The following is a 22001-nucleotide window of genomic DNA, read 5'->3' on the forward strand; positions in this document are numbered from 1 at the left end:
CCAATTACACCACACCCCATCGGAGCCACCCGGAGGCGGACCGACTGATCACTCTACCGCACCTGCGGCGGTGCTTCGTCAGGCCTGGAAGGCCCCGATGATCGCCCCCATCGCGGTGTACGAGACGATCGCGTAGCCCGCATTGACCGCCCAGTGGGCGAACGGCCGGCGTTCGAAGAGGTAGACCATCCCGAGCGAGGTGGCGACCCAGCCGAGTCCGACGGCGAGACCGGCGAAGGTGCCGAACAGCAGGCCACCGCCGGCGATGAACGGCGCGAGTACGAGCGCCATCACGAAGGCGAGCAGCAGCGATCCGAGGTAGGTCAGCGGGGCGTTCTGCGTCAGTTGCTCGTCGGTGACTCCGGAGGCGCGCTGCCACGGCTTGGCGAACAGCAGCGAGTACCAGAGCCCGCCGATCACCATCGCGGTGACACCGGCTACGGCGACACCGAGCCAGCTGATGAGAGAGAAGTCCATGTCGGGTGTTCCTTTCTAAAAGGTCACCCGACGGTAGTGGCCCCCGGCGGCGTCGCGATTGTCGGAAATTCATCCATCGGCTGAAACGACGGGAACTCGGCACCGTACTCACGCACACCCGCGAGATACCGGCTCGGGGTGTAGCCGGTGTAGCGCTTGAAGCTGCGGATGAAGTGCGGCTGATCGTGGTAGCCGGTCGCCGCGACCAGTTCGCTCCAGGTGGGCACGGCGTCGAACGGGATGGCGTTCAGAAAGTGCGAGAACCGCGCCAGGTCGGCGTACGTCTTCGGCGTGACCCCGACGCCGGAACGGAATCGACGGATGAGCTGCGCGTGCGGCACACCGATATCGGATGCCAGACGCGCGATGGGCAGGTCGGGGTCGGCATCGAGGCGGGCGAGTGCTTCGCGCACGACGGGGTCGATCGCGACGTCGGGCCGAATCGCAGCTTCGATGAGTTCGGTCAACACGTCGAGGGTCCGTTCGGCGTCGCGCTCGGCGGCGCGCAAGGCATCCCGCCATCCGGTGCTTCCGGCGATGAGGTCGTCGGCATCCCGAACCCGCGCCGTCAGTTCGGCGGGCGGTACCGACACGAGCGCAGCGAGGCCTGCCGGTTCCAACTCGGCACCGCACTGCCACAGCCAGTCGGGGTTCTCGATGACAAGGTACTCGGGCTGGAGGCCCGACACGAAGGCTGAACGGAACGGGTCGCCGACCCACGCTCCGCCCCTCGTAAGCAGCCGGTACGGGTCGGAGAGGTTGACGATGACGTGCGCCACCGGTTGCGGCAGGATGCGCTCGTAGCGCCGAGTCGGAGCCGCCTCGTTGAACCACAGCGAGCGCACCATCGGACGCAACGCGGGTGGCGCCGGCCGGTACGCGTAGCCCACGTCTCAGGCCAGGTGGAGGCGAAGGCGCTCGAGCCGAGCGAGAGTCGAGGCCTTACCGAGGATCTCCATCGACTCGAACAGCGGCGGGCTGATGCGGCGACCCGAGATCGCGGTGCGCAGCGGGCCGAAGGCATCCCGAGGCTTGAGCCCGGCGCCCTCGATGAGCTCGGCACGCAGCGCCTCCTCGATCGCCGCCGTCGAGAAGTCGTCGAGGTTCTCAAGCGCGCCGACAGACGCTTCGAGGATGCGCCGGGCCTGGTCGGCATCCTTCGGTAGGGCGTCGGCCTCGAACTCCAGCGCGCCGTCGGTGGTGAACAGGAAGCCGAGCAGTCCGGGGGCTTCCGAGAGCACCGTCATCCGTTCCTGAACGAGCGGCGCGGCCTCGCGGAGGATGACAGCGTGCTCGGGCGTCGGCGGGTCGGCGACGTACTCGGCCAGGTACGGCACGATGCGGGCTGCGAAGTCGGAGGCGGCAAGCATCCGGATGTGGTCGCCGTTGATCGCGTCGGCCTTCTTCTGGTCGAAGCGCGCCGGGTTGGGGTTCACGTCGACGATGTCGAACGCCGCCGTCAGCTCGGGCACAGTGAACACGTCGCGGTCGGCGGCGATCGACCAGCCGAGCAGTGCCAGGTAGTTGATGAGGCCCTCGGGAATGAAGCCGCGGTCGCGGTGGTGGAACAGGTTCGACTCAGGGTCGCGCTTCGAGAGCTTCTTCGACCCTTCGCCGTAGACGAGCGGCATGTGTGCGAACTGCGGGATGAAGGTGGTGACACCCGCCTCGATGAGGGCGAGATACAGGGCGATCTGCCGCGGCGTGGAGGAGAGGATGTCTTCGCCCCGGAACACATGCGTCACGCCCATCAGCGCATCGTCGACGGGGTTGACGAAGGTGTAGAGCGGGGCGCCGTTGGGACGCACGACGACGAAATCGGTGAACGACCCCGCCGGGAAGGTGATCTCGCCGCGGATGAGGTCGTCGAATGAGAGGTCGGTGTCGGGCACCCGCAGGCGCAGGCTCGGCTGGCGTCCCTCGGCCCGGAATGCGGCCCGCTGCTCGTCGGTCAGGGCGCGCTCGAAGTTGTCGTAGCCCTGGCGCGGGTCGCGGCCGGCGGCGACGTTGCGCACCTCCATCTCCTCGGGGGTGACGAAACTCTCGTACAGGTGGCCCGAAGCCTTCAACTTCTCGACGACCTCGAGGTAGAGGTCGGTGCGCTGCGACTGCCGGTACGGTCCGTGCGGGCCGCCAATCTCGACGCCTTCATCCCAGTCGATGCCCAACCAAGTGAGCGCGTCGATGAGCTGCAGGTAGCTCTCCTCGCTGTCGCGGGCGGCATCCGTGTCTTCGATGCGGAAGATCAGCTTTCCGCCGGTGTGCCGCGTTACGCCCAGTTGAAGAGCGCCGTGCGCACCATCCCGACGTGCGGAGTGCCGGTCGGCGAAGGGCAGAACCGCACGCGCACATCGGCGCCGGTTGCGGTGGAGAACGGGAGGGCAGACATCGGCTCCGAGCTTAGGTGCGCGTCAGAGCACGCGGACGCCGTAGGCGCTCGCTCGAGGGTCGGCCGTCGCGAACGCCATGTCTTCGTGGATCGCCTGCGCGATCAACATCCGGTCGAACGGGTCCCGGTGGTGGAGCGGCAACTCCAGCAATCGACGAGCGTGATCGCTTGTGAATGGCAGCACAGAGATGCCGTTCTCAGCGAGGAGTACGTCGGGAATCCATGGTGCGCGCAACTTGCCAAGCGTTCGCTTGATGGAGATCTCCGCGATCGAGATCGAGGAGACACCCACGTGGGCGGCAGGATCGGCGATCGCCGAGCGTGTCGCATCTGGCAGGGCATCGCTTCCGTCGAGCCACCAGATGAGCATGTGCGTATCGAGGAGGATCCTCACCCTTCGCCGTACCAGTCGGCCTCGTCCTGTTCCGTGAAGTCGTCGAAGTCCGGCGACATCCAGAACTGCCCCTTGAGCGCACCGGGAACGCGCGGTGTCGTGCGCCGCTCGATCGGCACGAGTCGCGCCGCGGGGCGGCCGTTGCGAGAGATCGTGATCTCTTCGCCCTCCTCGACGCGCGCAATCAGTTTCGAGAGCTGAGTCTTCGCCTCGTAGATATTGATCGACATGCATCCAGCGTATGCCTGTTGGTCAGACTTGACCAGACTCGACGACCCGCGGGCGACGCGCAACACGGAGCACGAGCGAGACCAGCACGACCGCGACGAGCGCCATCGCAACGAGCGACAGCCCGGCATACCCGATCGCGGCAAGCACCACGCCGGCGCTCGCGGCGCCGATCCCCCCGGCGAGGCTCATCGACAGGTCGGCGCGGCCCTGCACGACGGTGCGGTGCAGCGGGTCGGCGCTGTCGGCGACGAGACCGGATGCCGCGACGGTCGCCGCGCTCCAGCCGAGTCCTAGGAAGATGAGACCGGCAAGAACCCAGCCCGAGTGCTCGGCCCCGAACGCGGTCATCAGCAGCGCCGCGAGCAGCATCCCCTGACCCAGCACAATCACCGGTGAGCGGCCGAACCGGTCGGAGAGCACGCCCCACAGCGGCGAAAGCGCGTACATTCCGGCGACGTGGAGGCTGATCGTCAACCCGACGATCTGCAGCGTCGCGCCGTGCTCGACGAGGTGGACGGGCGTCATCGCCATGACCGACGCCATCGTGGCGTGGCTGAGCGCGAGGGTCAGGATGCCGGTGATGACGCCGCTGCGATCTTCGACCCCCGACTCGTCGTCGGTCGTGCCGCGCTCGACGCCGAGACGCAGCGCCGTACGCAGCGGGTCGGGTCGCAGCACCACGAGGTAGACGGCGATCGCCACGAGTTGCGCAGCGAGGGCGAAGAAGAACACTCCCGAGAGCGGGGGCAGCCCGACCGACTGGCCGAACTCGTCGCCCGGGCCGATGAGATTGGGGCCGAGCACCGCGCCGAGAGTCGTCGACCAGACGACGACCGACAGGTCGCGCCCGCGGCTGGCAGGTTCGGAGAGATCGGTCGCCGCGAACCGAGACTGCAGATTCACCGCGGTGCCGACCCCGAGCAGTCCCATCGCGACGAGGAACAGCGGGAACAGGCCGGCGGCGGTCGCGACGATGCCGACGACGGCGCCGAGCGCGGCGAACCCGGAGCCGGTGGCCAGTGCCGGCGAGCGACCCGATCGCTGAGCGAGCCGGGCGAGTGGGATGGCCGCTGCCGCCGCACCGAGCGTCGACAGGGTGACGGACGTGCCCGACCACGCAGGCGAACCCGAGAGCTGGGTCGCGAGCAACGCTCCGGCCGAGAACGTGGCGCCCATCCCGACCCCGGATAGCGCTTGACCGCTGATGATCGCCACGTGACTGCGACGACGGATGCGGACGACATCCTCGTCGGTGAGCGTAGTCACGTCACCGGGTTCAGGCCGGAGCGGCGTCGCGGTTGCGCGCCGGATTGGTGAGCGTGCCGATTCCCTCGATCGTGATGTCGATCGTCTGGCCGTCGACGAAACCGCCGAGGCCCGACGGAGTGCCGGTCATGATGATGTCGCCCGGCAGGAGGGTCCAGACATCCGAGATGTACTCGATGAGCGTGGGCACGTCGTAGATGAGGTCTTTGGTGTTGCCGTGCCTCCGCGGCTCGCCGTCGACGTGGCTCTGAATCTCGAGGTTCGACGGGTCGAGTTCGGTCTCGATCCACGGGCCGATCGGGGCGAACGTGTCGTAGCCCTTTGCGCGAGCCCACTGCCCGTCGGCGAACATCTGGTCGCGCGCCGACACGTCGTTGCCGGCCGTGAACCCGAACACGTAGTCGCGCCAGTTCTCGGCCTTCACCTGCTTCGCGATGCGGCCGATCACGACGACGAGTTCGCTCTCGTGGGTGATGCGCCCCTCGACCGGAGGGATCTGGATCGCGTCGCCCGGGCCGATCACGGCGGTATTCGGCTTGAGGAAGATGAGCGGGTTCTCGGGCGCTTCGACGTTCGCCATATCGGCACGGTGCTCGGCGTAGTTGAGGCCGACGCAGACGACCTTCGAGCGCGGGATGACGGGGGCGAGCAGCCGCACGTCGGCGAGCGGCAGACGCTCACCCGTCGGCTGGAATCCGGCGAAGATCGGATCACCGGCCAGCACGACGATCTCGTCGTCGCCACTGTCGGCGCGATCGACGATGCCGTACCGGGGGTCGGCGTCCGCACTGGCGAAGCGGGCGACTCTCACGATTCTCAACCCTAGACCTCGGGGGCGCTCCGGTCGGCTCCGCCAGGATGGTTGGCATGGATCTGCTCATCGATGGCCCCGACGCCGCGCCGACTCTGGTGCTCGCCCATGGCGCGGGCGCCGCGATGGACTCTCCCGGGATGTCCGACCTCGCGTCGCGGATCGCGGCCCGCGGTGTGCGCGTCGTGCGATTCGAGTTCGCCTACATGGCATCCCGGCGGATCGGAGTGCGCAGGCCGCCGCCGCGCGCCGACACGCTGCTCGACGAGTACAGGGCGGTGCTCGCGGAGGTCGGTGGGCGACCGGTGATCGGCGGACGCTCGATGGGCGGCCGGGTGGCGAGCATGATCGCCGACGCAGGCTTTGCGGCTGGTTCGGTTGCGGGGCTGGTGTGCCTGAGCTACCCGTGGCACCCACCGGCCGCGTCAGATCGCCCTCGGATCGAGCACCTCGCCGATCTCACGGTGCCGACACTGATCGTGCAGGGAACCCGCGACCCGTTCGGCTCGCCCGCCGAGGTCGCCGGTTACGGCCTCTCTTCCGCCATCGAGGTGCTCTGGCTGGAGGACGGCGATCACGACCTGCGCCCGCGCAAAACGGTGAGCGGGTTCACCTACGCGGGGCACCTCGACAGCGCGGCGGATGCCGTGGCGGTGTTCGTCTCGCGGGTCGTGGCTGCGGGGTAGCGAGTCCTCCACAGGTCGCCTGCGCACGAGTTATCCTGAGAATGGTTCGTCTATCTAGTACATACGTTCGAATCTTGCTTCACTGGAGGTATGTCCCCTTCCGCCCCCGCCACCACCTGGACCGTCACCAGCTGGCTCGGTGCTGACCCGAGCGTGCTCGACGACGACGCGCTGCTCGTCGGCACGCGTGAGTTGGGTGAGTTGCGGCGACTCGTGGAGGCGTCGCTGGGGTCGTTTGCGGCGGAGGTGAAGCACCGTTCGCGTCGGGAAGACGGCTTCGCTGGGCTCGCGCAGCGGCTCGGCGCCGGCACCCCGGAGAAACTGGTCGAGCAGGTATCCGGGGTCTCCAAGCGCGAATCGCACACCCTGGTGCGGGTCGGGGAACTGCTCACCGTGGATGCCGACCCCTGGCTGACCGCCGTCGGCACCGGCGTCGCTTCAGGGCGGGTGTCGATCGAGAAGGCCGACGTCATCAGGAACGGGCTCGGCGCGCCGAACGCCGACGTCGCGGCGGATGATCTCGCCGACGCCGCCCAACAACTCGCCGCATTGGCGCCCACGTTGCCGGTGGAGAAACTCGCCGCCCGGGCACGGGAACTGCGCGACGAACTCGATGCCGCCAACGTGCGGGATCGGCACCGTGCGCAGCGCGACAAGCGGTACTTCACCCTCGTCCGACGATCCGACGGCATGACCCGCCTCGACGGGCTCCTCGACCCGGAATCCGCCGAACCCTACTGGGCCGCCTACGACGCCGCCACCTCACCCCGCCGCGGCGGACCCCGCTTCATCGACGACCAGCAACGCGAACGCGCCGAGAAACTCGTCACCGACGAACGCACCCTCGGCCAGATCGCCCTCGACACCTTCGTCGACCTGCTCCGCATCGCCACCGAAACCGACCCCAACCGCCTCCTCGGCGCCCGCCGTCACGCCGTGCGGGTACTCGTCACCGACCGCGACCTGCGCGAACGCACCGGCGCCGCCTACATCGGCAACCACCCCGACGGCGTACCCCTGGAAACCGCCGACCGACACATCTGCGACACCGGCATCGCCCCCATCCACTTCACCGACGACGGCGAACCCCTGAGGTTGGGTGTCACCCGCCGCCTCTTCACCTCGAAACAACGCGACGCCCTCGCCGCCCGCGACGGCGGATGCCGCTTCCCCAACTGCGACCGCCCCGCCTCCTGGTGCGAAGCCCACCACCGCATCCCCTGGAAGGAAGGCGGACCCACCGACACCCAAGACGGCGTGCTCCTCTGCCGCCACCACCACATGCTCATCCACGACAACCACTGGACAATCGAGAGGGATCCGGTGCACGGATTCATCGCCATCCCACCCCGCACCGTCGACCCCGGGCAACGACCCATCCCGATGCCAGCCCGATCCCCAGTCGCCGCGAGGCTCCGCCACTGAGCCGGGCTCAGGCGCGAGCCGACGCCGTGCGCGCAACGGCGACCTCGGCGAGAGCATCCGCGATGTCGATGAAGGTCGCAGCGACGTCCTCGCGACGGTCAGCGGGCACGGAAATGTTGAACGCCGCGGTGTAGATCTCGAGCGCGTCCTCGACCGCGTCGGCACCCTCCTGAGTGACCTCGAGGCGGACGCTGCGGCCGTCCTCCGGGTTCGGGGTACGAAGCACGTACCCCGAAGCGACCAGGCGATCGATCACCGCGGTCGTCGCGCTCAGAGAAAGCGCCAGGTACTCAGCCAGCCCCCGGGGGGTGAGATCCGGCGTCGTCCGCACAAAGGCGACGGCCCGGAAATCGGGAGCGTGCAGACCGTGATCGCGCGCAATCGCGGCAACCAGCAGGTCATTCTCGCGGCGCAACCGGGTGAACGCGGCCAACACTTCGGTCAGCTCGATCCCGGTCGACTTGTCGACATCAGCAAGATCATGAGACATCGCCAGTCCCCTTTGGCTTTGCACTTCCCCTCCGGAGTGTACCCCGCGTTATACCCCTAGACGAGGGCGACCCGCCTTGGGGGATTCGCTCCACCACCCCCGGGCCTTAGTTTGATCGTCGAACTTGCTACTTCGACCATCGAACTAACCCGAGGAGTTTTCACATGACCACGACCGCCCGTCGCCGACGATCCAGCCGCATCGCGAACCTGCTCGCCCTGCCTGCGGCGATCCTGCTCAGCGGTGCCACGATCGGCACCGCGTCCTACGCGGCCTTCTCGGCGACCACGGCGTCGCCGACCAGCAACTGGGCGGCCGGTACCGTCGCGCTGTCCGACGACGACTCGGCCACCGCCCTCTTCACCGCGACCAACCTGGCGCCCGGATCCACCGGCACCCGATGCATCGCGGTCACGTCGACCGGTTCGCTCGCATCCGACGTCCGCCTCTACGGCACCGGCGCCACGACGACCAATGCCCTCAGCAGCAGCATCACGCTGACGATCACCCAGGGCACCGGTGGTTCCTTCGCTGGCGGCTGTGCCGGGTTCACGCCGCTCGCCTCCGGGTCAGCGGTCTACGCCGGCTCTCTCGCAAACTTCGGCACGACATCGACGAACTACGCCACCGGACTCGGCAGCTGGGCCCCGACGGGGACCGCATCCGAGACTCGGGTGTTCCAATTCGTCTACACCGTCGACGCCGGGGCACCGAACACCACCCAGGGCGGAACTGCTGCGCTCGGATTCACCTGGGAGGCGCAGAACAGCTGATCGGTCGCGCCGTCCGGCACCCACTTACCCTGGGTGCCGGACGGCTTCCGTTCTGCTGGTCGCCGTCCCCCGCCCCGTCCCCCGCTAGCGGCCGCACGTCTACCCGAGGAGGTGCAGAATGCACGTCAGGCTTGTCGTCACGACGCTGGCGCGCGTCCTTCTGCTCGCCGCCGCGTGCTGCCTGTTCTGGTCGGCCCTCCCTACCCTTTGGGGGTGGAAGTCCACGACGGTGATGAGCGACTCGATGGCACCGTCGGTGCGCGCGGGAGACATCGTCGTCGCCATGCCGATCGCCGACCCGACCGACTCCATCGGACGCGTGCTCCTCGTCGACGACCCCGATCATCCCGGGCGACTGCGCCTACACCGTCTCGTCGGCCTGACGGACGACGGCTCGCTGACCACCCGCGGCGATGCGAACCCCGCCGCCGATTCCACCCCGATCGACCCGAGCGACGTTCACGGGATCGCCGTCATGCGCGCTCCGGCGCTCGGGCTTCCCTTCGTCTGGGCTCGCGAAGGCCGATGGGAGCTCATCCTCGCCACCGCCGCAATAGCGCTCGGGCTCGGCGTCATCGCCCTCGGCCGTCGAGCCGCCCACCGGGCCGACACCGACAGCGGGGTCGCACGGGTGGCTCCCTCGGCGCTCTCGGTGCTGGCGGCAATCGCCGTCGTCACCGTCGTCGGATCGGGCGGCACCGCCCACGCGGCGTACGCCACTCAGAGCCCGAACCCGGCGAACACTCTCGCCGCCGGCAGCACCTTCGGCTGTCTGGTCGAGACTCCGCTCGACTCGCCGTATGTGCTCTACTCCGTGAACGAGGGGGCAGGCTCCGCCACCACCGACGCGTCAGGCAACGGTCGCACCGGCACGATTCTCGCGGGAGCGACCCGCGAAGTCGGAAACTGCACGGGCAACAGCCCTGCGCTCGCGCTCGGCGGCGCTGTCACCAGCGGTATCACCGTGCCGGGAGCAGCGATTGCACCCTCGAACACATTCAGTGTCGAGATCTGGTTCCGCACCACGTCGACCCGCGGAGGGCAACTGATCGGGTTCGGCGAGAGCGCCTCGGGCACGTCCGCCGTCGCCGATCGGCGCATCTGGATGAGGACCAACGGCGTGGTGCGCTTCAGCATCCGCGAGAACAACGCCGTGCGCACGCTCAGTACGACCGGTACGTACAACGACGGCACCTGGCATCACGCCGTCGCGACCCTCTCTTCGAGCGGGATGCGGCTCTACATCGACGGTGTCCTAGAGGACTCCAACACCCGGACGACCGCCTACCACTACAACCCGTACGGCTCTGACGGTCACTGGCGGATCGGCGGTGACACGACGACCGGGATGGCGGGGGTCAGCGACGCGACACTCGTCTCCAGCATCGACAACGCGGCCGTCTACGCGACGACGGCGCTCAATGCATCGCAGGTCGCCGCGCACTACGCCGCCGGACGCTGAGCAGCTCAGAACGCAGAAGCGGGTCAGGCGTCGAGGCGCAACAACCATCCGTGCCGATCGGGAACGCGGCCGTACTGGATGTCGGTGAGCTCCTGCCGCAACGACATCGACACCCGCTCACCGGAGGGCTCGGGCATGACGATCGAGACGCTCTCGCCCTTCAGCTCCGAGATCGGGGTGATCACTGCTGCCGTACCGCAGGCGAAGGCCTCGACGATGAGCCCCGATGCGACGCCGTCGACCCATTCCTGCAGCGTCACCGGCCGCTGCTCGGTCTTCAGGCCACGGTCGCGACCGAGTTGCAGAATCGAATCGAGGGTGATGCCTTCGAGGATGCTGGCGCTCTCCGGCGTGATCAGTCGACCGTCGCTCGTGACGAGCACGACGTTCATGCCGCCGAGCTCTTCGAGGTAGGTGCCGGAACCGTCGAGGAACAACACCTGCGCACATCCATGCTCGTAGGCCTCCGCCTGGGCGACGAGCGATGACGCGTAATTGCCGCCCGTCTTCGCAGCCCCGGTGCCGCCCTTACCCGCGCGCGCGTAGTCGGTCGAGAGCCAGATCGCCACCGGCGCGACCCCACCATGGAAGTACGCGCCCGCTGGGCTGGCGATGAGGTAGTAGTTCACCTTTGCGGCCGGACGGACGCCGAGGAACGCCTCTTTGGCGAACATGAACGGTCGCAGGTAGAGACTCGTCTCCGGCGCGGTCGGCACCCAGTCCGCGTCGACAGCGATGAGCTTCTTCAGCGAGTCGAGGAAGTACTCCGCGGGCAGCTCGGGAAGGGCGAGGCGCTTCGCGGACCGCTGCAGCCGCGCGGCATTGGCGTCGGGACGAAAGGTCCAGATCGAGCCGTCGGCGTGGCGGTACGCCTTGAGTCCCTCGAAAACCTCCTGGGCGTAGTGCAGTACTGCCGCCGCCGGGTCGAGCGAGATCGGTCCGTAGGGCTGCACGCGGGGCCGGTGCCATCCGCCCTTCTCCGACCAGCAGATGTCGACCATGTGATCGGTGAAGTGCTTGCCGAACCCGGGGTCGGCGAGGATCGCGGCGCGCGCATCCGGGGACTTTGCGTCGTCGTTGCGGGTGACCTGCCAGAGCAGGTCTTGGGTGGCCATCGGCAGAAGGTTGATCGTCATGAGAGCTCCGTGCGGTAGAGGTCTAGTCTGCGCCCAACCGGGCCGCGATGGCAGAGCCGATCTCGTCGGTGGTGCGGGTGGTACTGCTGTTGGTCGATGCGGCTCGTTCGGCGAGATCGGCCGTCACAGCTGCTTCGATCCGTCGCGCGGCGGCCGCCAGCCCGAGGTGGTCGAGCAGCAGAACCGTCGAGAGGATCGCCGCCGTGGGGTCGGCTTTCCGCTGTCCCGCGATGTCGGGAGCCGAACCGTGCACCGGTTCGAACATCGAAGGAAACGCGCCATCCGGGTTGATGTTGCCCGAGGCCGCCAGTCCGATGCCGCCGCTGATAGCGCCGGCCAAATCGGTGAGGATGTCGCCGAAGAGGTTGTCCGTGACGATCACGTCGAACCTAGCAGGGTCGGTGACGAAGAAGATGGTCGCGGCATCCACATGGAGGTAGTCCCACGCCACCGATGGATGATTGGCCGCCTCGCGCTCGACGGTGCGGGCCCACAGGCTGCCGGCGTAGACGAGCACGTTCGTCTTGTGGACGAGGGTGAGCTTCTGGCGGCGCTTCTCGGCGAGCTCGAACGCGTAGCGCACCACTCGTTCGACACCGAACGCCGTGTTGACGCTCACCTCGTTCGCGATCTCGGCTGGGGTGCCGACGCGGATGCTGCCGCCATTGCCGACGTAGGGGCCCTCGGTGCCTTCCCGCACGACGACGAAGTCGACCTCGCCGGGGTTGGCGAGGGGGCTCGTCACACTCGGGAAGAGCTTCGTGGGGCGCAGGTTGACGTAGTGGTCGAACGCGAACCGAAGCTTCAGCAGCAGCCCACGCTCGATGATGCCGCCCGCCAACTTCGGGTCACGTGGGTCGCCACCCACCGCCCCCAACAGGATCGCTTCGTGCTGCGCGAGCGCCGCAAGATCGTCGTCACCGAGGATGACACCCGTCTCGACATAGTGCCGAGCGCTGTACGGGTACTCGGTCGTGCGGAGTTCGGCGTCGGCACCGAGTGCGGCACGGAGCACAGCCACAGCCTGCTCGGTCACTTCGGGGCCGATCCCGTCGCCGGGAATGAGGGCGAGGTCGATGGTGCGCGTCACGCCCGACAGCCTATTCGGGCGCCACTTGCCCGAGCGCCACCCGTCTCGTCGACCGCGCTCGTCGGCGGAGGCGCGCTCGACGAATCGGGTAGCGCTCGAGAAAAGTTGCCTAGGACTCGACGATCTCGATCGCACGCAACGACGTCGCCTGGATCTGCGCGGCAATGCGCTCCAGCACCTCGTCGGGAACGGGCGAGTCGACGGTCAGCACACTGAGGGCCTGACCACCCGCACTCTGCCGGGCGATCTGCATACCCGCGATGTTGACCTGGGCGTCGCCGAGCTCTTTACCGTAGGTGGCGACGATGCCCGGCCGGTCTTCGTAGGTCATCAGGATGAGATGGTCGGCGAGCGGCACCTCGATGTCGTAGCCGTTCAGGCCGATGATCTTCTGCGCCAGCTTGGTTCCGGCGAGCGTACCGGCGACTTCGACGACCGAGCCGTCGCCGAGTACGCCGCGCAGGGTCGTCGTGTTGCGGTAGTCGACGCTGTCTTCCGACACCGAGAGCGTCGACGTGATACCGCGTTGCTCGGCGAGCAGCGGGGCGTTGACGTACGACACGTTCTCGGTGACGAGGTTGGTGAAATAGCCCTTCAGCGCTGCGAGTCGGTAGACGCTCACGTCGTAGGCGGCGAGCTCGCCGCGCACATCCACCTCGAGGCTGGTCAGCGCGCCGTGGCCAGCAACACCGGCCAGCACCTGGCCGAGCTTTTCGACGAGGGCGATACCCGGCCGCACGAACGGGTCAATGACGCCGCCGGCGACGTTGACGGCATCCGGAACCAGTTCGCCTTCGAGCGCGAGCCGCACGCTGCGGGCGACCGAGACACCCGCTTTCTCTTGCGCCTCGTCGGTGGAGGCACCCAGGTGCGGGGTAACGACGATGTTCGGCAGGCTCAGCAGCTTCTTCTCTACCGGAGGCTCGGCCACGAAGACATCCAGCCCCGCCCCGGCGATCTCGCCGGCGACGAGCGCGTCGTAGAGCGCATCCTCGTCGATCAGCCCGCCGCGCGCGACGTTGATCACGAAGGCCGTCTTCTTCATGCGCTTCAGCTGCGCCGCGCCGATCATGCCGGTCGTCTCGGGAGTCTTAGGCATGTGGATGGTGACGAAATCGCTGGTCTTCAGGAGTTCGTCGAGGCCCACCAGCGTCGCCCCGAGCTGCTGCGCCCGGGTTGCCGTCACGTACGGGTCGTACGCGACGATCTCGACCCCGAAGGCCTGCAGCCGTGCCGCGATGAGCGCGCCGATGCGGCCGAGCCCGATGATTCCGACGGTCTTCTCGTACAGCTCGACGCCCGTGTACTTCGAGCGCTTCCACTCTCCGGCAGCGAGGCTGGCGTGCGCGGCGGGGATGTGACGCGCGAGGGAGAGGATGTGGCCGATCGTCAACTCGGCGGCACTCACGATGTTCGAGGTCGGCGCATTGACGACCATGACGCCGGCTTCGGTGGCGGCTTTGATGTCGACGTTGTCGAGCCCGACGCCCGCACGCGCGACGACCTTCAGACCCGGAGCCGCGGCGAGCGCCTCGGCGTCGATCTGAGTAGCCGAACGAATCAGCACCGCGTGCGCGTCAGCGAGCGCCGCCAGCAGCACCGGGCGGTCGGTGCCGTCGACGTTGCGAACGTCGAAGTCGGTGCCGAGTGCTTCGACGGTGGCGGGAGAGAGTTCTTCGGCGATCACGACGATCGGCTTGGCCACTGAGATGTCCTTGTCAGGGGTCGGGCGCCGGATGGGGGCGGGGCGCGCGGTCCCGAGTCTAGCCAGTGCGACGATGGAGCCATGGACGCCCTTCATACGGCGCAACTCGCGCTGCGGATCGCCCTTGCTGCGGTCTTTGCGTTCATGGGCGTTCTGCACTTCGTGCCTGCGGGCGCTCGGGCGATGAGGGCGATGATCCCGCCGCCGTTGCGCCGTCCCGGGTGGCCGACCGCGCTCGTGGCGATCACCGGCGTTTGCGAGCTGCTCGGCGCCGTGGGACTGCTCGTGCCGTGGGACGGGGTGCGGCTCGCCGCCGGCATCTGCCTCGTCGTGTTCCTCGTCGCGGTCTTTCCGGCGAACGCCTACGCCGCCCGCGACCCCGATCGGTTCGGCCGAATCGCGATCCCGTTCTTGCCTCGGCTCATCGCGCAGGTGCTGCTGGCCGCCCTCGTGATCCTCGCCGCCTGGCCGCTCGCCTGACGAGAGACGTGCTATTTGCCCAAGGTGGCGGACTTCCGGGCGAGAAAGTCAGCCACCTTGGGCAAATAGCCTTCTTCTACAGGGTGATCGGGGGCTGGATGGCGCCGACGAGCGACACGATGCCGAAATAAAGGGCGAAGGATGCGGCGAGCGCGACAGTGAGGATGAGGGCGCGCGCGAACGGCCGACGACCCCGACCGAGCAGCAGCCCCACGAGATAGAGCACCGGCGGGAGCACGACCGCCAGAACGAGGACCGGCCACGGCACGGCGTCGCCGATCCCGTAGGCCTCGTACACCGCGGGAAGCGCGCCGAGATTCGAGATCGGACCGAACAGAGCGAGCGCGAACAACGCGGCGAAGACGATCGGAATGAGGATCACGAGAGGCCTCCGGCGAATTCCAGCGCCGCAAGGAATCGCAGCACGAGCGGCCAGGGGAACACCACCGCAAGACCGAGGGCGAGCCAACCGACCCTCACGAGAGGCCGATGGGCTCGCGTCAGCGTGAGCGTCGCGGCGAGCCACAGCGGCGCGGCGAGCATCGCAAGGAACTCGCCGAACTGCCAGAGGATCTCGCCGAACAGCGACGCCGACCCCGACGAGAGCTGCTGCACCGCGAAGATCCAACCCACCGTGATCGCGAGGTACGGCACGACGAACGCGGCCGTCGCGACCGAGCGGCCACGCGATCCCGGAGCCTCTTCGGGCTCCGCCTCGTCGCTGACGGGAGGCGCCTCGGGTTCACGCACGCGTGGGGCCGCGCGTCCCTGCTCCTCGTCGCCTGCCCAGCTCAGCGCCTCATCGTCGTCGTCGAACGCGTCGACATCACCTGCCCGGGCCACCCGCTCACGTTACCCGCCTGACACATGGGTGGAGTTGACTCACCGCATGGATCTGATCGAGGTCGCTTCGATGCGCGTCGCCACGTCACGCGCCGACCTCGCGCTCGCCCCCGGGGAAGCAGTGCTCGGCGGCGGCACCTGGCTGTTCTCGGAGCCGCAACCCGAGGTGCGCGGACTGGTCGACCTCGCCGGGCTCGACTGGGAACCGGTGACCGACCTCCCGGGTGGCCGCCTCTCGATCGCCGCAACCTGCACGTTGGCCCAGCTGCGGGATGCCGCCCCGCTCTTCGGCGCGGCCGCGTCGGTGGTCGAACACTGTGTCGACGCGCTGCTCGGCTCGTGGAAGATCCACAGAATCGCGACCGTGGGCGGCAACATCTGCCTCGCCCTCCCCGCCGGGCCGATGACGTCACTCGCGAGCGGCCTCGGCGCGACGGCGGTCGTCTGGACTCCGGACGGCGGTGAGCGTCGCATCCCGGTCGCCGAGTTCGTCACCGGGGTGCGCGCGACGCTCCTCGAACCCGGCGAGGTGCTGCGAACCATTGAGTTCCCGGCGACGCCCGCGTGGGTGTCTCACCGGCGCGCGTCGCTCGCCCCGCTCGGGCGGTCGGCGGTGCTTCTGCTCGCCCGCCATGACGATGCCGGATTCACCCTGACCGTCACCGCATCCACTCCCTCGCCCCGAGTACTCGCATTCCCCAGCCTGCCCGAGGTGGGCGACCTCTCGGCCGCGATCGGGACGATCGTCGACTGGTACGACGACGCTCACGGTGCTCCGGACTGGCGGCGAGCCATGACGCTGCGCTTGGCCGAGGAGTTGCGGGCGGAGGCGGCCTCGTGAGGCTCGAGGTCGACGGACAACCGCTCGACGCGGAGCCGCGCCCCGGCCAGGTGTTGCGCACGCTGCTACGCGAGCACGGGGTGTTCGCCGTCAAGAAGGGCTGCGACGCGGGCGACTGCGGCGCGTGCTCGGTGCTGCTCGACGGAACCCCGGTGCACTCCTGCCTGGTCCCCGCACACCGCGCAGCCGGACGCATCGTCACGACCGCCGCCGGCCTCGGTACCCCCGAGAAACCGCATCCCGTGCAGCGCGCCTTTGCCGAGGCCGGGGCGTTCCAGTGCGGGTTCTGTACCGCGGGGTTCGTCGTCACCGCCTCGGCACTCGACCAAGCGCCCCGGTCTTCTGGGGAGGCACAGGGCGATCTCGATCACGCGCTCAAGGGAAACCTCTGCCGCTGCACCGGCTATCGCTCGATCCGCGATGCGATCGACGGCGTTGTGAACTTCGACGGCGACGCGCTGGGTGCCTCGGTCACGCCACCCGCCGCGCTTCGCGTGGTCACGGGCCGCGAGGAGTACACCCTCGACAGCGACCCCCACCTCGACACCGCGACGACCGGACTGCTGCACCTCGCCGTGCTCGGCAGCCCGCACCCCTCCGCTCGCATCCGCTCGATCGACACGACCGCCGCCGCCGCGCTTCCGGGAGTCGTCGCGGTTCTCACCCACGTCGACTCCCCGGCAACGCTGTTCTCGACAGGTCGGCACCAGAACCGCGACGACGACCCCGACGACACCCTCGTGCTCGATCCGGTGATCCGGTTCCACGGGCAGCGGGTCGCCGCGGTTGTCGCCGAGAGCGTCGGGGCGGCCGAGCGCGCGCTGACCGCGATCGTCGTCGACTACGAGGTGCTGCCGGCGGTCTTCGACCCCGAAGCGGCCGCGCAGCCCGGCGCGCATCTCGTCCACGGCGACAAGCACGGCCCGACCTCCCGCATCGAGGACCCGGAACGCAACACCGTCGCCGAACTGCACGGCGAGCGCGGTGCTGTAGCGGCGGCGATCGAGAAGGCGGATGCGGTGGTCACCGGCACCTGGGCGACCGCACGCGTCACCCACGCGGCCCTCGAAACCCACGCGACCCGTGGCTGGCTGGATGCCGAAGGTCGGCTCGTGCTGCGGACATCCAGTCAGGTGCCCTACCTCGTGCGGGACGAGATCGCACACATCTTCGGCCGCCCGCGCGACTCGGTGCGGGTGTTCACCAAACGCGTCGGCGGGGGGTTCGGCGGCAAGCAGGAGCTGCTCACCGAGGACATCGTCGCGCTCGCCGTGCTCGCGACCGGCAAGCCGGTGCAATACGAGTTCACGCGCGCCGACGAGTTCCAGCGCGCGCCGCTGCGGCATCCGATGCGGGTCTCGGTCACCGCGGCTGGCACCGCCGACGGCATCCTCACGGCGTTGCACATCGACCACCTGATGGACACCGGCGCCTACGGCAACCACGGGCGCGGGGTGATGTTCCACAGCGTGCACGAGTCGGTCGCCGTCTACCGGTGCGCGAACGTGAGAATCGACGCGCAGTCGGTGTACACGAACAACCCGCCGTCGGGGGCGTTCCGCGGCTACGGATTGGGCCAAGTGATCTTCGCGATCGAGTCGGCGATCGACGAACTCGCGCGGCAACTCGGGATCGACCCCATCGAGTTCCGGCGGCGCAACGTCGTGCGGCCCGGCGACCCCATCCGCACGATCGAAGAAGAGCCGCCAACCGACATCGCCTACGAAGGCGACCACGGCGCGGGCCAAGTGCTCGACCTCGTCGCGTCGGCCCTTGCCGCCACGAGTGATCCCGAATCGGATAACTCACGGCGTGAGATATCCCAAATGGGATCACTCACACCCGAATGGCGCATCGGGGAGGGCACGGCACTCGCGATGATCGCGACGATCCCACCGCGCGGACACTTCGCGGATGCCGTGGTGCGCCGGTTGCCCGGCGGCTACTTCGAGGTCGAAGTCGGCACCGCAGAGTTCGGCAACGGGTCAACGACCGTGCACGCGCAACTCGCCGCCGACGCCCTCGGCACGACGCCCGATCGCATCCGCATCCGCCAATCCGACACCGATGTCGCCGGACACGACACCGGCGCCTACGGCTCCACCGGCGTCGTCGTCGCGGGCAAAGCGGTCTACCAGGCAGCTCGCGCCCTCGCGGCCGATCCTGGCCTCACCGAAGCCCGCGGTCACAGCGACGGCAGCGTGCGATCGGTCGCATTCAACGCCCACGGCTTCCGCGTCGCTGTGAACCCCGCAACCGGAGAAGTACGCATCCTGCGCTCGGTGCAGGCAGCGGATGCCGGAACAGTGCTCAACCCCGAACAGCTCCGCGGGCAGATCGAAGGCGGTACCGCGCAAGCGATCGGATCGGCGCTCTACGAAGAGGTGCTGGTCGAGGAGGGCGTCGTCACGACTGCGTCGCTCCGCAACTACCGCGTCCCCAAGATCAGCGACATCCCGTCGACGGAGGTGCTGTTCGCCGCCACCCACGACCCGCTGGGACCGCTCGGCGCCAAGTCGATGTCGGAAGCCCCCTACAACCCGGTCGCCCCCGCCCTTGCCAACGCCATCCGGGATGCCTTGGGGGTGCGGCCTTACTCACTTCCCATGAGTCGGGATCGCGTGTGGCGTCTCGCGCTCGGGTCATACCGGGCGAATGCTGCCGCTGGCCGCACGGAGGGGTTCGGCTAGGCGGCCGGAACGCACCGCGAGAACTTCGGCGAGGATCGATATTGCGGTCTCCTCGGGGGTTGAGGCGCCGAGATCGAGGCCGATGGGGGCGTGGAGGCGCGAGGTGTCGACGCCGCGGGCCTCCAGATCGGCACGGCGCTTCTCGGTCGTCGTGCGGGAGCCCATGGCGCCGACGTAGGCGGCGGGTGAGGTGAGCGCGACCGCGAGGAGGTCGGCGTCGTAGCGGGCGTCGTGGCCGAGGTGACAAATGACGGTGCGGCTGTCGATCGGGGTGCGGGCGAGGTAGTCGGGGGGCCATTCGACGGCGAGATCGGCCCCCGGGAAGCGTTCGGCCGTGGTGAACAGCTGGCGCGGATCGACGACGGTCACGGTGTATCCGAGGCTCTGCGCGGCGGTGCTGAGGGCTGCCGAGAACTCCATCGCGCCGACGATGATCATTCGCGCGGGCGGTTCGACGGTGTCGACGTAGAGCGCATCGCCGTCAGCAATTGCGAACCCCGCCTCCGTCAGCACGATCGACGCGCTCGAACCGGCTGCGGCATCCCGGAGCTTCTGCACGATCGGGTCCGCGGGACGCACGACGCCCAGGTGCAGCCGGACCTCACCACCGCAGGCGAGACCGACGCCGAACGCCGCCTCGTCGGAGACGCCGAACGGCACGATGCGGGTGCGGCCGTCGTCGAGCACGCGCTCGGCGACCTCGACGATCGCGCCCTCGATGCAGCCGCCGGCGATCGAGCCGATCGCGGCGGAACCGTCCCACGACATCGACGTGCCGAGGGTGCGGGGCATCCGCCCGTCGACCGCGATCGCCGTCGCGACGACAAGCGGGCGTCCGGCATCGAGCGAAGCCAGGAGGCGACCACTCAACTCGAGCATGAAACGAGCCTGACACATCGACGTGTCACGCTCATTTCCGTGAAGAGAGGCACAGCGTGCTGATTCGGGATGCCGTCGCAATTCTCGTGGCACCAGGCGTCGAGACGTCGGGCGACCTCGAGGTTCCCGGCGAGACCGGATCGGCCGAACAGAGTCTTGACGCCTCGGGATGCGTCGTGACACCGGGTCTCGTGAATGCGCATCACCATCTGCTGCAGTCGGCGTTCCGCACCCTGCCGGGCACTCGCGGGGTGCCGATGAGTGACTGGCTGCCCGCGATGGCGTCGGCCTACGCCGCGGCGCGAGTCGATCCCGAACTCGCCGCGCTCGCCGCGAGCGTCGGCGTCGCCGAAGGGTTGCTCTGCGGCGTGACGACAGTCGCCGACCACCACCTCACCTGGCCGGCGGGGCTCTCGATCGCTGACACCGTCGGGATCGCAACCGCCGTCGCCGACGCCGCCCTCGCGCTGGGTGGGCGGCTGGTGTTCGTGCGCGGCAGTGCGCGCGACGATCCGCAGGAGGCTGCCGCGAGCGCCGAGGCGATCGTGACGGCGCTGAAGCCGCGCACAGACGCGGTTGGAGAAGCTGACGGCATGCTTCAGCTCGCCGTCGGACCGGCCGGCGTGCACTCCGACTCGCGCGAGACGTTCGAGCTGCTCGCCGAGGTCGCCGCGAAGCACGGACTGCGCCGCCGCACTCAATCGAACGAGCAGGTCGACGTGCGGGTCGCCGCCGAGAAGTACGGCAAGCGCCCCCTCGAGCTACTCGAGGAATGGGGCTGGCTCGCTCCCGATGTGACGCTCGCGCACCTGTGCGACGTGACACCCGACGAGATCGCGCGGCTCGCGGCTGCCGGAGTGACGGCGACCCACGCCCCCGGGTGCGACGTTCCGATGGGTTGGGGCGTCGCGCCGGTCGCGGCGCTGCGGGATGCGGGGGTGCCGGTCGGCCTGGGCACGAGCGGCGGCGGGTCGAATGACGCCGGGCACCTGCTCGCCGACGCGCGGCTCGCGATGCAGGTCTCCGCACTCGTCGGCTCGCAACTCCCGGCGCGGGAAGTGCTCACGATGGCGACGCACGGATCCGCCACGGGGCTCGGCCGCGACGACCTCGGGCACCTCGGATCCGGTTCTGCGGGCGACCTCTGCGTGTGGGATGTCACGGGCGTAGCCGATGCCGGAGTCGCCGACCCGCTCGCCGGGCTGCTCTGGGCATCGCCCGGACGTCGACCGAAGCACGTCGTCGTCGGCGGTCGGGTGGTCGTCCGCGACTACCAACTCGTGGCAGCCGACGAGCGCGAACTCGTCGCCCGGCTGCGAGAGCGCGTCGGCCGCTAGAGCTCGAGCACCAGCCGAGGGCACGCGGCTCGCGAGACGCAGATGTACATCGTGTCCATCCGCGCCCGCTCCTGCGCGGTGAGGATCGAGTCGCGATGGTCGATCTCGCCCTCGGCGACGGGAGTCTCACACGTGCCGCAGGTGCCTTCGCTGCAGCTCCACGGCACGAGCACACCGTTTTCTTCGACGACCTGCAGGATGCTCTTCTCGGGCGGCACCTCAAGGGTGAGTCCCGAGAATTGCAGTTCGACCTCGAAGGGTTCAGGCCACACCGGCGGACGTAGCGGGACGGCGACGAAGCGCTCCGCGTGGAAGTCGAGACCCGCCCGGGATGCCGCCGCCTCGGCCTCATCGAGCAGACGCGCCGGACCACACGCGTACACCGCCGCGCCAGGGGCCGCGGCGGCGAGCACCGCCGACACGTCGAGCCGGTCGCCGGCGGTGTAGACGTGCAGACGATCCCGGTGCAACACGCGCAGTTCGTCGAGCAGCGCCATGTTGCCCGCGCGTCCGGCGTAGTGCAGGGCGTAGTCGCGCCCACTCGCGGCGGCCGCGAATGCCATCGCCGAGATCGGCGTGATCCCGACCCCTCCGGC

Annotated in this window: 22 protein-coding genes and 1 pseudogene; 8 read left to right on the forward strand and 15 right to left on the reverse strand. The window is 68.9% G+C overall.

Annotated features, from left to right (window positions below; translation table 11 throughout):
* Positions 1-78: 78 nt before the first annotated feature.
* From RMO30_RS12970 to RMO30_RS13000, 7 genes and pseudogenes are all read right to left on the reverse strand, one after another.
* Positions 79-477, reverse strand: a complete 399-nt coding sequence (locus tag RMO30_RS12970; protein ID WP_309714233.1) for a DUF1761 domain-containing protein — start codon at positions 475-477, stop codon at positions 79-81.
* Between the two features lie 23 nt (positions 478-500).
* Positions 501-1367, reverse strand: coding sequence for an AraC family transcriptional regulator (locus RMO30_RS12975; RefSeq protein WP_309714235.1), 867 nt, complete (start codon positions 1365-1367; stop codon positions 501-503).
* Between the two features lie 3 nt (positions 1368-1370).
* Positions 1371-2866, reverse strand: a pseudogene (gltX, locus tag RMO30_RS12980) (glutamate--tRNA ligase).
* Positions 2867-2888: 22 nt separating this feature from the next.
* Positions 2889-3260 (reverse strand): type II toxin-antitoxin system VapC family toxin, encoded by a 372-nt coding sequence (locus tag RMO30_RS12985; RefSeq protein ID WP_309714237.1) that lies wholly within the window; start codon positions 3258-3260, stop codon positions 2889-2891.
* On the reverse strand, positions 3257-3490 hold the full coding sequence (locus RMO30_RS12990; protein ID WP_309714239.1) for a type II toxin-antitoxin system Phd/YefM family antitoxin: 234 nt from the start codon (positions 3488-3490) through the stop codon (positions 3257-3259). The genes RMO30_RS12985 and RMO30_RS12990 overlap by 4 nt, the downstream gene beginning before the upstream one ends.
* Positions 3491-3512: 22 nt before the next feature.
* Positions 3513-4757: an MFS transporter gene (locus RMO30_RS12995; protein ID WP_309714241.1), complete on the reverse strand. Its 1245-nt coding sequence runs from the start codon at positions 4755-4757 to the stop codon at positions 3513-3515.
* A 10-nt stretch (positions 4758-4767) separates the two neighbouring features.
* Entirely contained in the window at positions 4768-5568 is an 801-nt protein-coding gene (locus tag RMO30_RS13000; RefSeq protein ID WP_309714243.1) for a fumarylacetoacetate hydrolase family protein, read from the reverse strand.
* Between the two features lie 56 nt (positions 5569-5624).
* Here RMO30_RS13000 and RMO30_RS13005 point away from each other — a divergent pair, with 56 nt between their 5' ends.
* The gene (locus RMO30_RS13005; RefSeq protein ID WP_309714245.1) at positions 5625-6254 is read left to right on the forward strand and encodes an alpha/beta fold hydrolase; all 630 of its coding nucleotides are present in this window, start codon (positions 5625-5627) and stop codon (positions 6252-6254) included.
* A 90-nt stretch (positions 6255-6344) separates the two neighbouring features.
* Positions 6345-7679 carry a DUF222 domain-containing protein gene (locus RMO30_RS13010; RefSeq protein WP_309714247.1) on the forward strand — a complete coding sequence of 445 codons (1335 nt, stop codon included), beginning with the start codon at positions 6345-6347 and terminating at the stop codon, positions 7677-7679.
* Positions 7680-7686: 7 nt separating this feature from the next.
* Here RMO30_RS13010 and RMO30_RS13015 read toward each other — a convergent pair whose 3' ends face one another.
* On the reverse strand, positions 7687-8169 hold the full coding sequence (locus RMO30_RS13015) for a MarR family transcriptional regulator (RefSeq protein ID WP_309714248.1): 483 nt from the start codon (positions 8167-8169) through the stop codon (positions 7687-7689).
* A 164-nt stretch (positions 8170-8333) separates the two neighbouring features.
* On the opposite strand from RMO30_RS13015, the gene RMO30_RS13020 reads away from it, so the two are divergent.
* Together RMO30_RS13020 and RMO30_RS13025 are read left to right on the forward strand one after the other, a co-directional pair.
* Positions 8334-8942 carry a hypothetical protein gene (locus tag RMO30_RS13020; RefSeq protein WP_309714250.1) on the forward strand — a complete coding sequence of 203 codons (609 nt, stop codon included), beginning with the start codon at positions 8334-8336 and terminating at the stop codon, positions 8940-8942.
* A gap of 118 nt (positions 8943-9060) precedes the next feature.
* Positions 9061-10404, forward strand: a complete 1344-nt coding sequence (locus RMO30_RS13025) for a LamG-like jellyroll fold domain-containing protein (RefSeq protein ID WP_309714251.1) — start codon at positions 9061-9063, stop codon at positions 10402-10404.
* A 23-nt stretch (positions 10405-10427) separates the two neighbouring features.
* Here RMO30_RS13025 and RMO30_RS13030 read toward each other — a convergent pair whose 3' ends face one another.
* From RMO30_RS13030 to serA, 3 genes are all read right to left on the reverse strand, one after another.
* Positions 10428-11540 (reverse strand): branched-chain amino acid aminotransferase, encoded by a 1113-nt coding sequence (locus RMO30_RS13030; protein WP_309714253.1) that lies wholly within the window; start codon positions 11538-11540, stop codon positions 10428-10430.
* A gap of 22 nt (positions 11541-11562) precedes the next feature.
* Positions 11563-12630: a 3-isopropylmalate dehydrogenase gene (locus tag RMO30_RS13035; RefSeq protein WP_309714254.1), complete on the reverse strand. Its 1068-nt coding sequence runs from the start codon at positions 12628-12630 to the stop codon at positions 11563-11565.
* Positions 12631-12739: 109 nt separating this feature from the next.
* On the reverse strand, positions 12740-14335 hold the full coding sequence (gene serA / locus RMO30_RS13040; RefSeq protein WP_309714257.1) for a phosphoglycerate dehydrogenase: 1596 nt from the start codon (positions 14333-14335) through the stop codon (positions 12740-12742).
* A gap of 81 nt (positions 14336-14416) precedes the next feature.
* On the opposite strand from serA, the gene RMO30_RS13045 reads away from it, so the two are divergent.
* Positions 14417-14815 (forward strand): DoxX family protein, encoded by a 399-nt coding sequence (locus RMO30_RS13045; RefSeq protein ID WP_309714259.1) that lies wholly within the window; start codon positions 14417-14419, stop codon positions 14813-14815.
* Positions 14816-14891: 76 nt separating this feature from the next.
* Here RMO30_RS13045 and RMO30_RS13050 read toward each other — a convergent pair whose 3' ends face one another.
* Positions 14892-15197, reverse strand: coding sequence for a hypothetical protein (locus RMO30_RS13050; RefSeq protein WP_309714260.1), 306 nt, complete (start codon positions 15195-15197; stop codon positions 14892-14894).
* Positions 15194-15658 carry a hypothetical protein gene (locus RMO30_RS13055; RefSeq protein WP_309714262.1) on the reverse strand — a complete coding sequence of 155 codons (465 nt, stop codon included), beginning with the start codon at positions 15656-15658 and terminating at the stop codon, positions 15194-15196. The genes RMO30_RS13050 and RMO30_RS13055 overlap by 4 nt, the downstream gene beginning before the upstream one ends.
* A 46-nt stretch (positions 15659-15704) precedes the next feature.
* Here RMO30_RS13055 and RMO30_RS13060 point away from each other — a divergent pair, with 46 nt between their 5' ends.
* Positions 15705-16499: an FAD binding domain-containing protein gene (locus RMO30_RS13060; protein ID WP_309714264.1), complete on the forward strand. Its 795-nt coding sequence runs from the start codon at positions 15705-15707 to the stop codon at positions 16497-16499.
* Entirely contained in the window at positions 16496-19189 is a 2694-nt protein-coding gene (locus RMO30_RS13065) for a molybdopterin cofactor-binding domain-containing protein (protein WP_309714266.1), read from the forward strand. The genes RMO30_RS13060 and RMO30_RS13065 overlap by 4 nt, the downstream gene beginning before the upstream one ends.
* Here the strand turns inward: RMO30_RS13065 and RMO30_RS13070 are convergent.
* Positions 19142-20068: an XdhC family protein gene (locus RMO30_RS13070; protein ID WP_309714268.1), complete on the reverse strand. Its 927-nt coding sequence runs from the start codon at positions 20066-20068 to the stop codon at positions 19142-19144. The two genes, RMO30_RS13065 and RMO30_RS13070, sit on opposite strands and share 48 nt — an antisense overlap.
* A gap of 56 nt (positions 20069-20124) precedes the next feature.
* On the opposite strand from RMO30_RS13070, the gene RMO30_RS13075 reads away from it, so the two are divergent.
* Entirely contained in the window at positions 20125-21405 is a 1281-nt protein-coding gene (locus tag RMO30_RS13075) for an amidohydrolase family protein (RefSeq protein ID WP_309714270.1), read from the forward strand.
* Here the strand turns inward: RMO30_RS13075 and RMO30_RS13080 are convergent.
* Positions 21402-22001: iron-sulfur cluster-binding domain-containing protein (locus RMO30_RS13080; protein ID WP_309714272.1), on the reverse strand; the 600-nt coding region annotated here is incomplete at its 5' end. The two genes, RMO30_RS13075 and RMO30_RS13080, sit on opposite strands and share 4 nt — an antisense overlap.

Origin of the sequence: Pseudolysinimonas sp. (assembly GCF_031389465.1) — a bacterium.
In the GTDB taxonomy this organism is placed as follows: Bacteria; Actinomycetota; Actinomycetes; order Actinomycetales; family Microbacteriaceae; genus Pseudolysinimonas_A.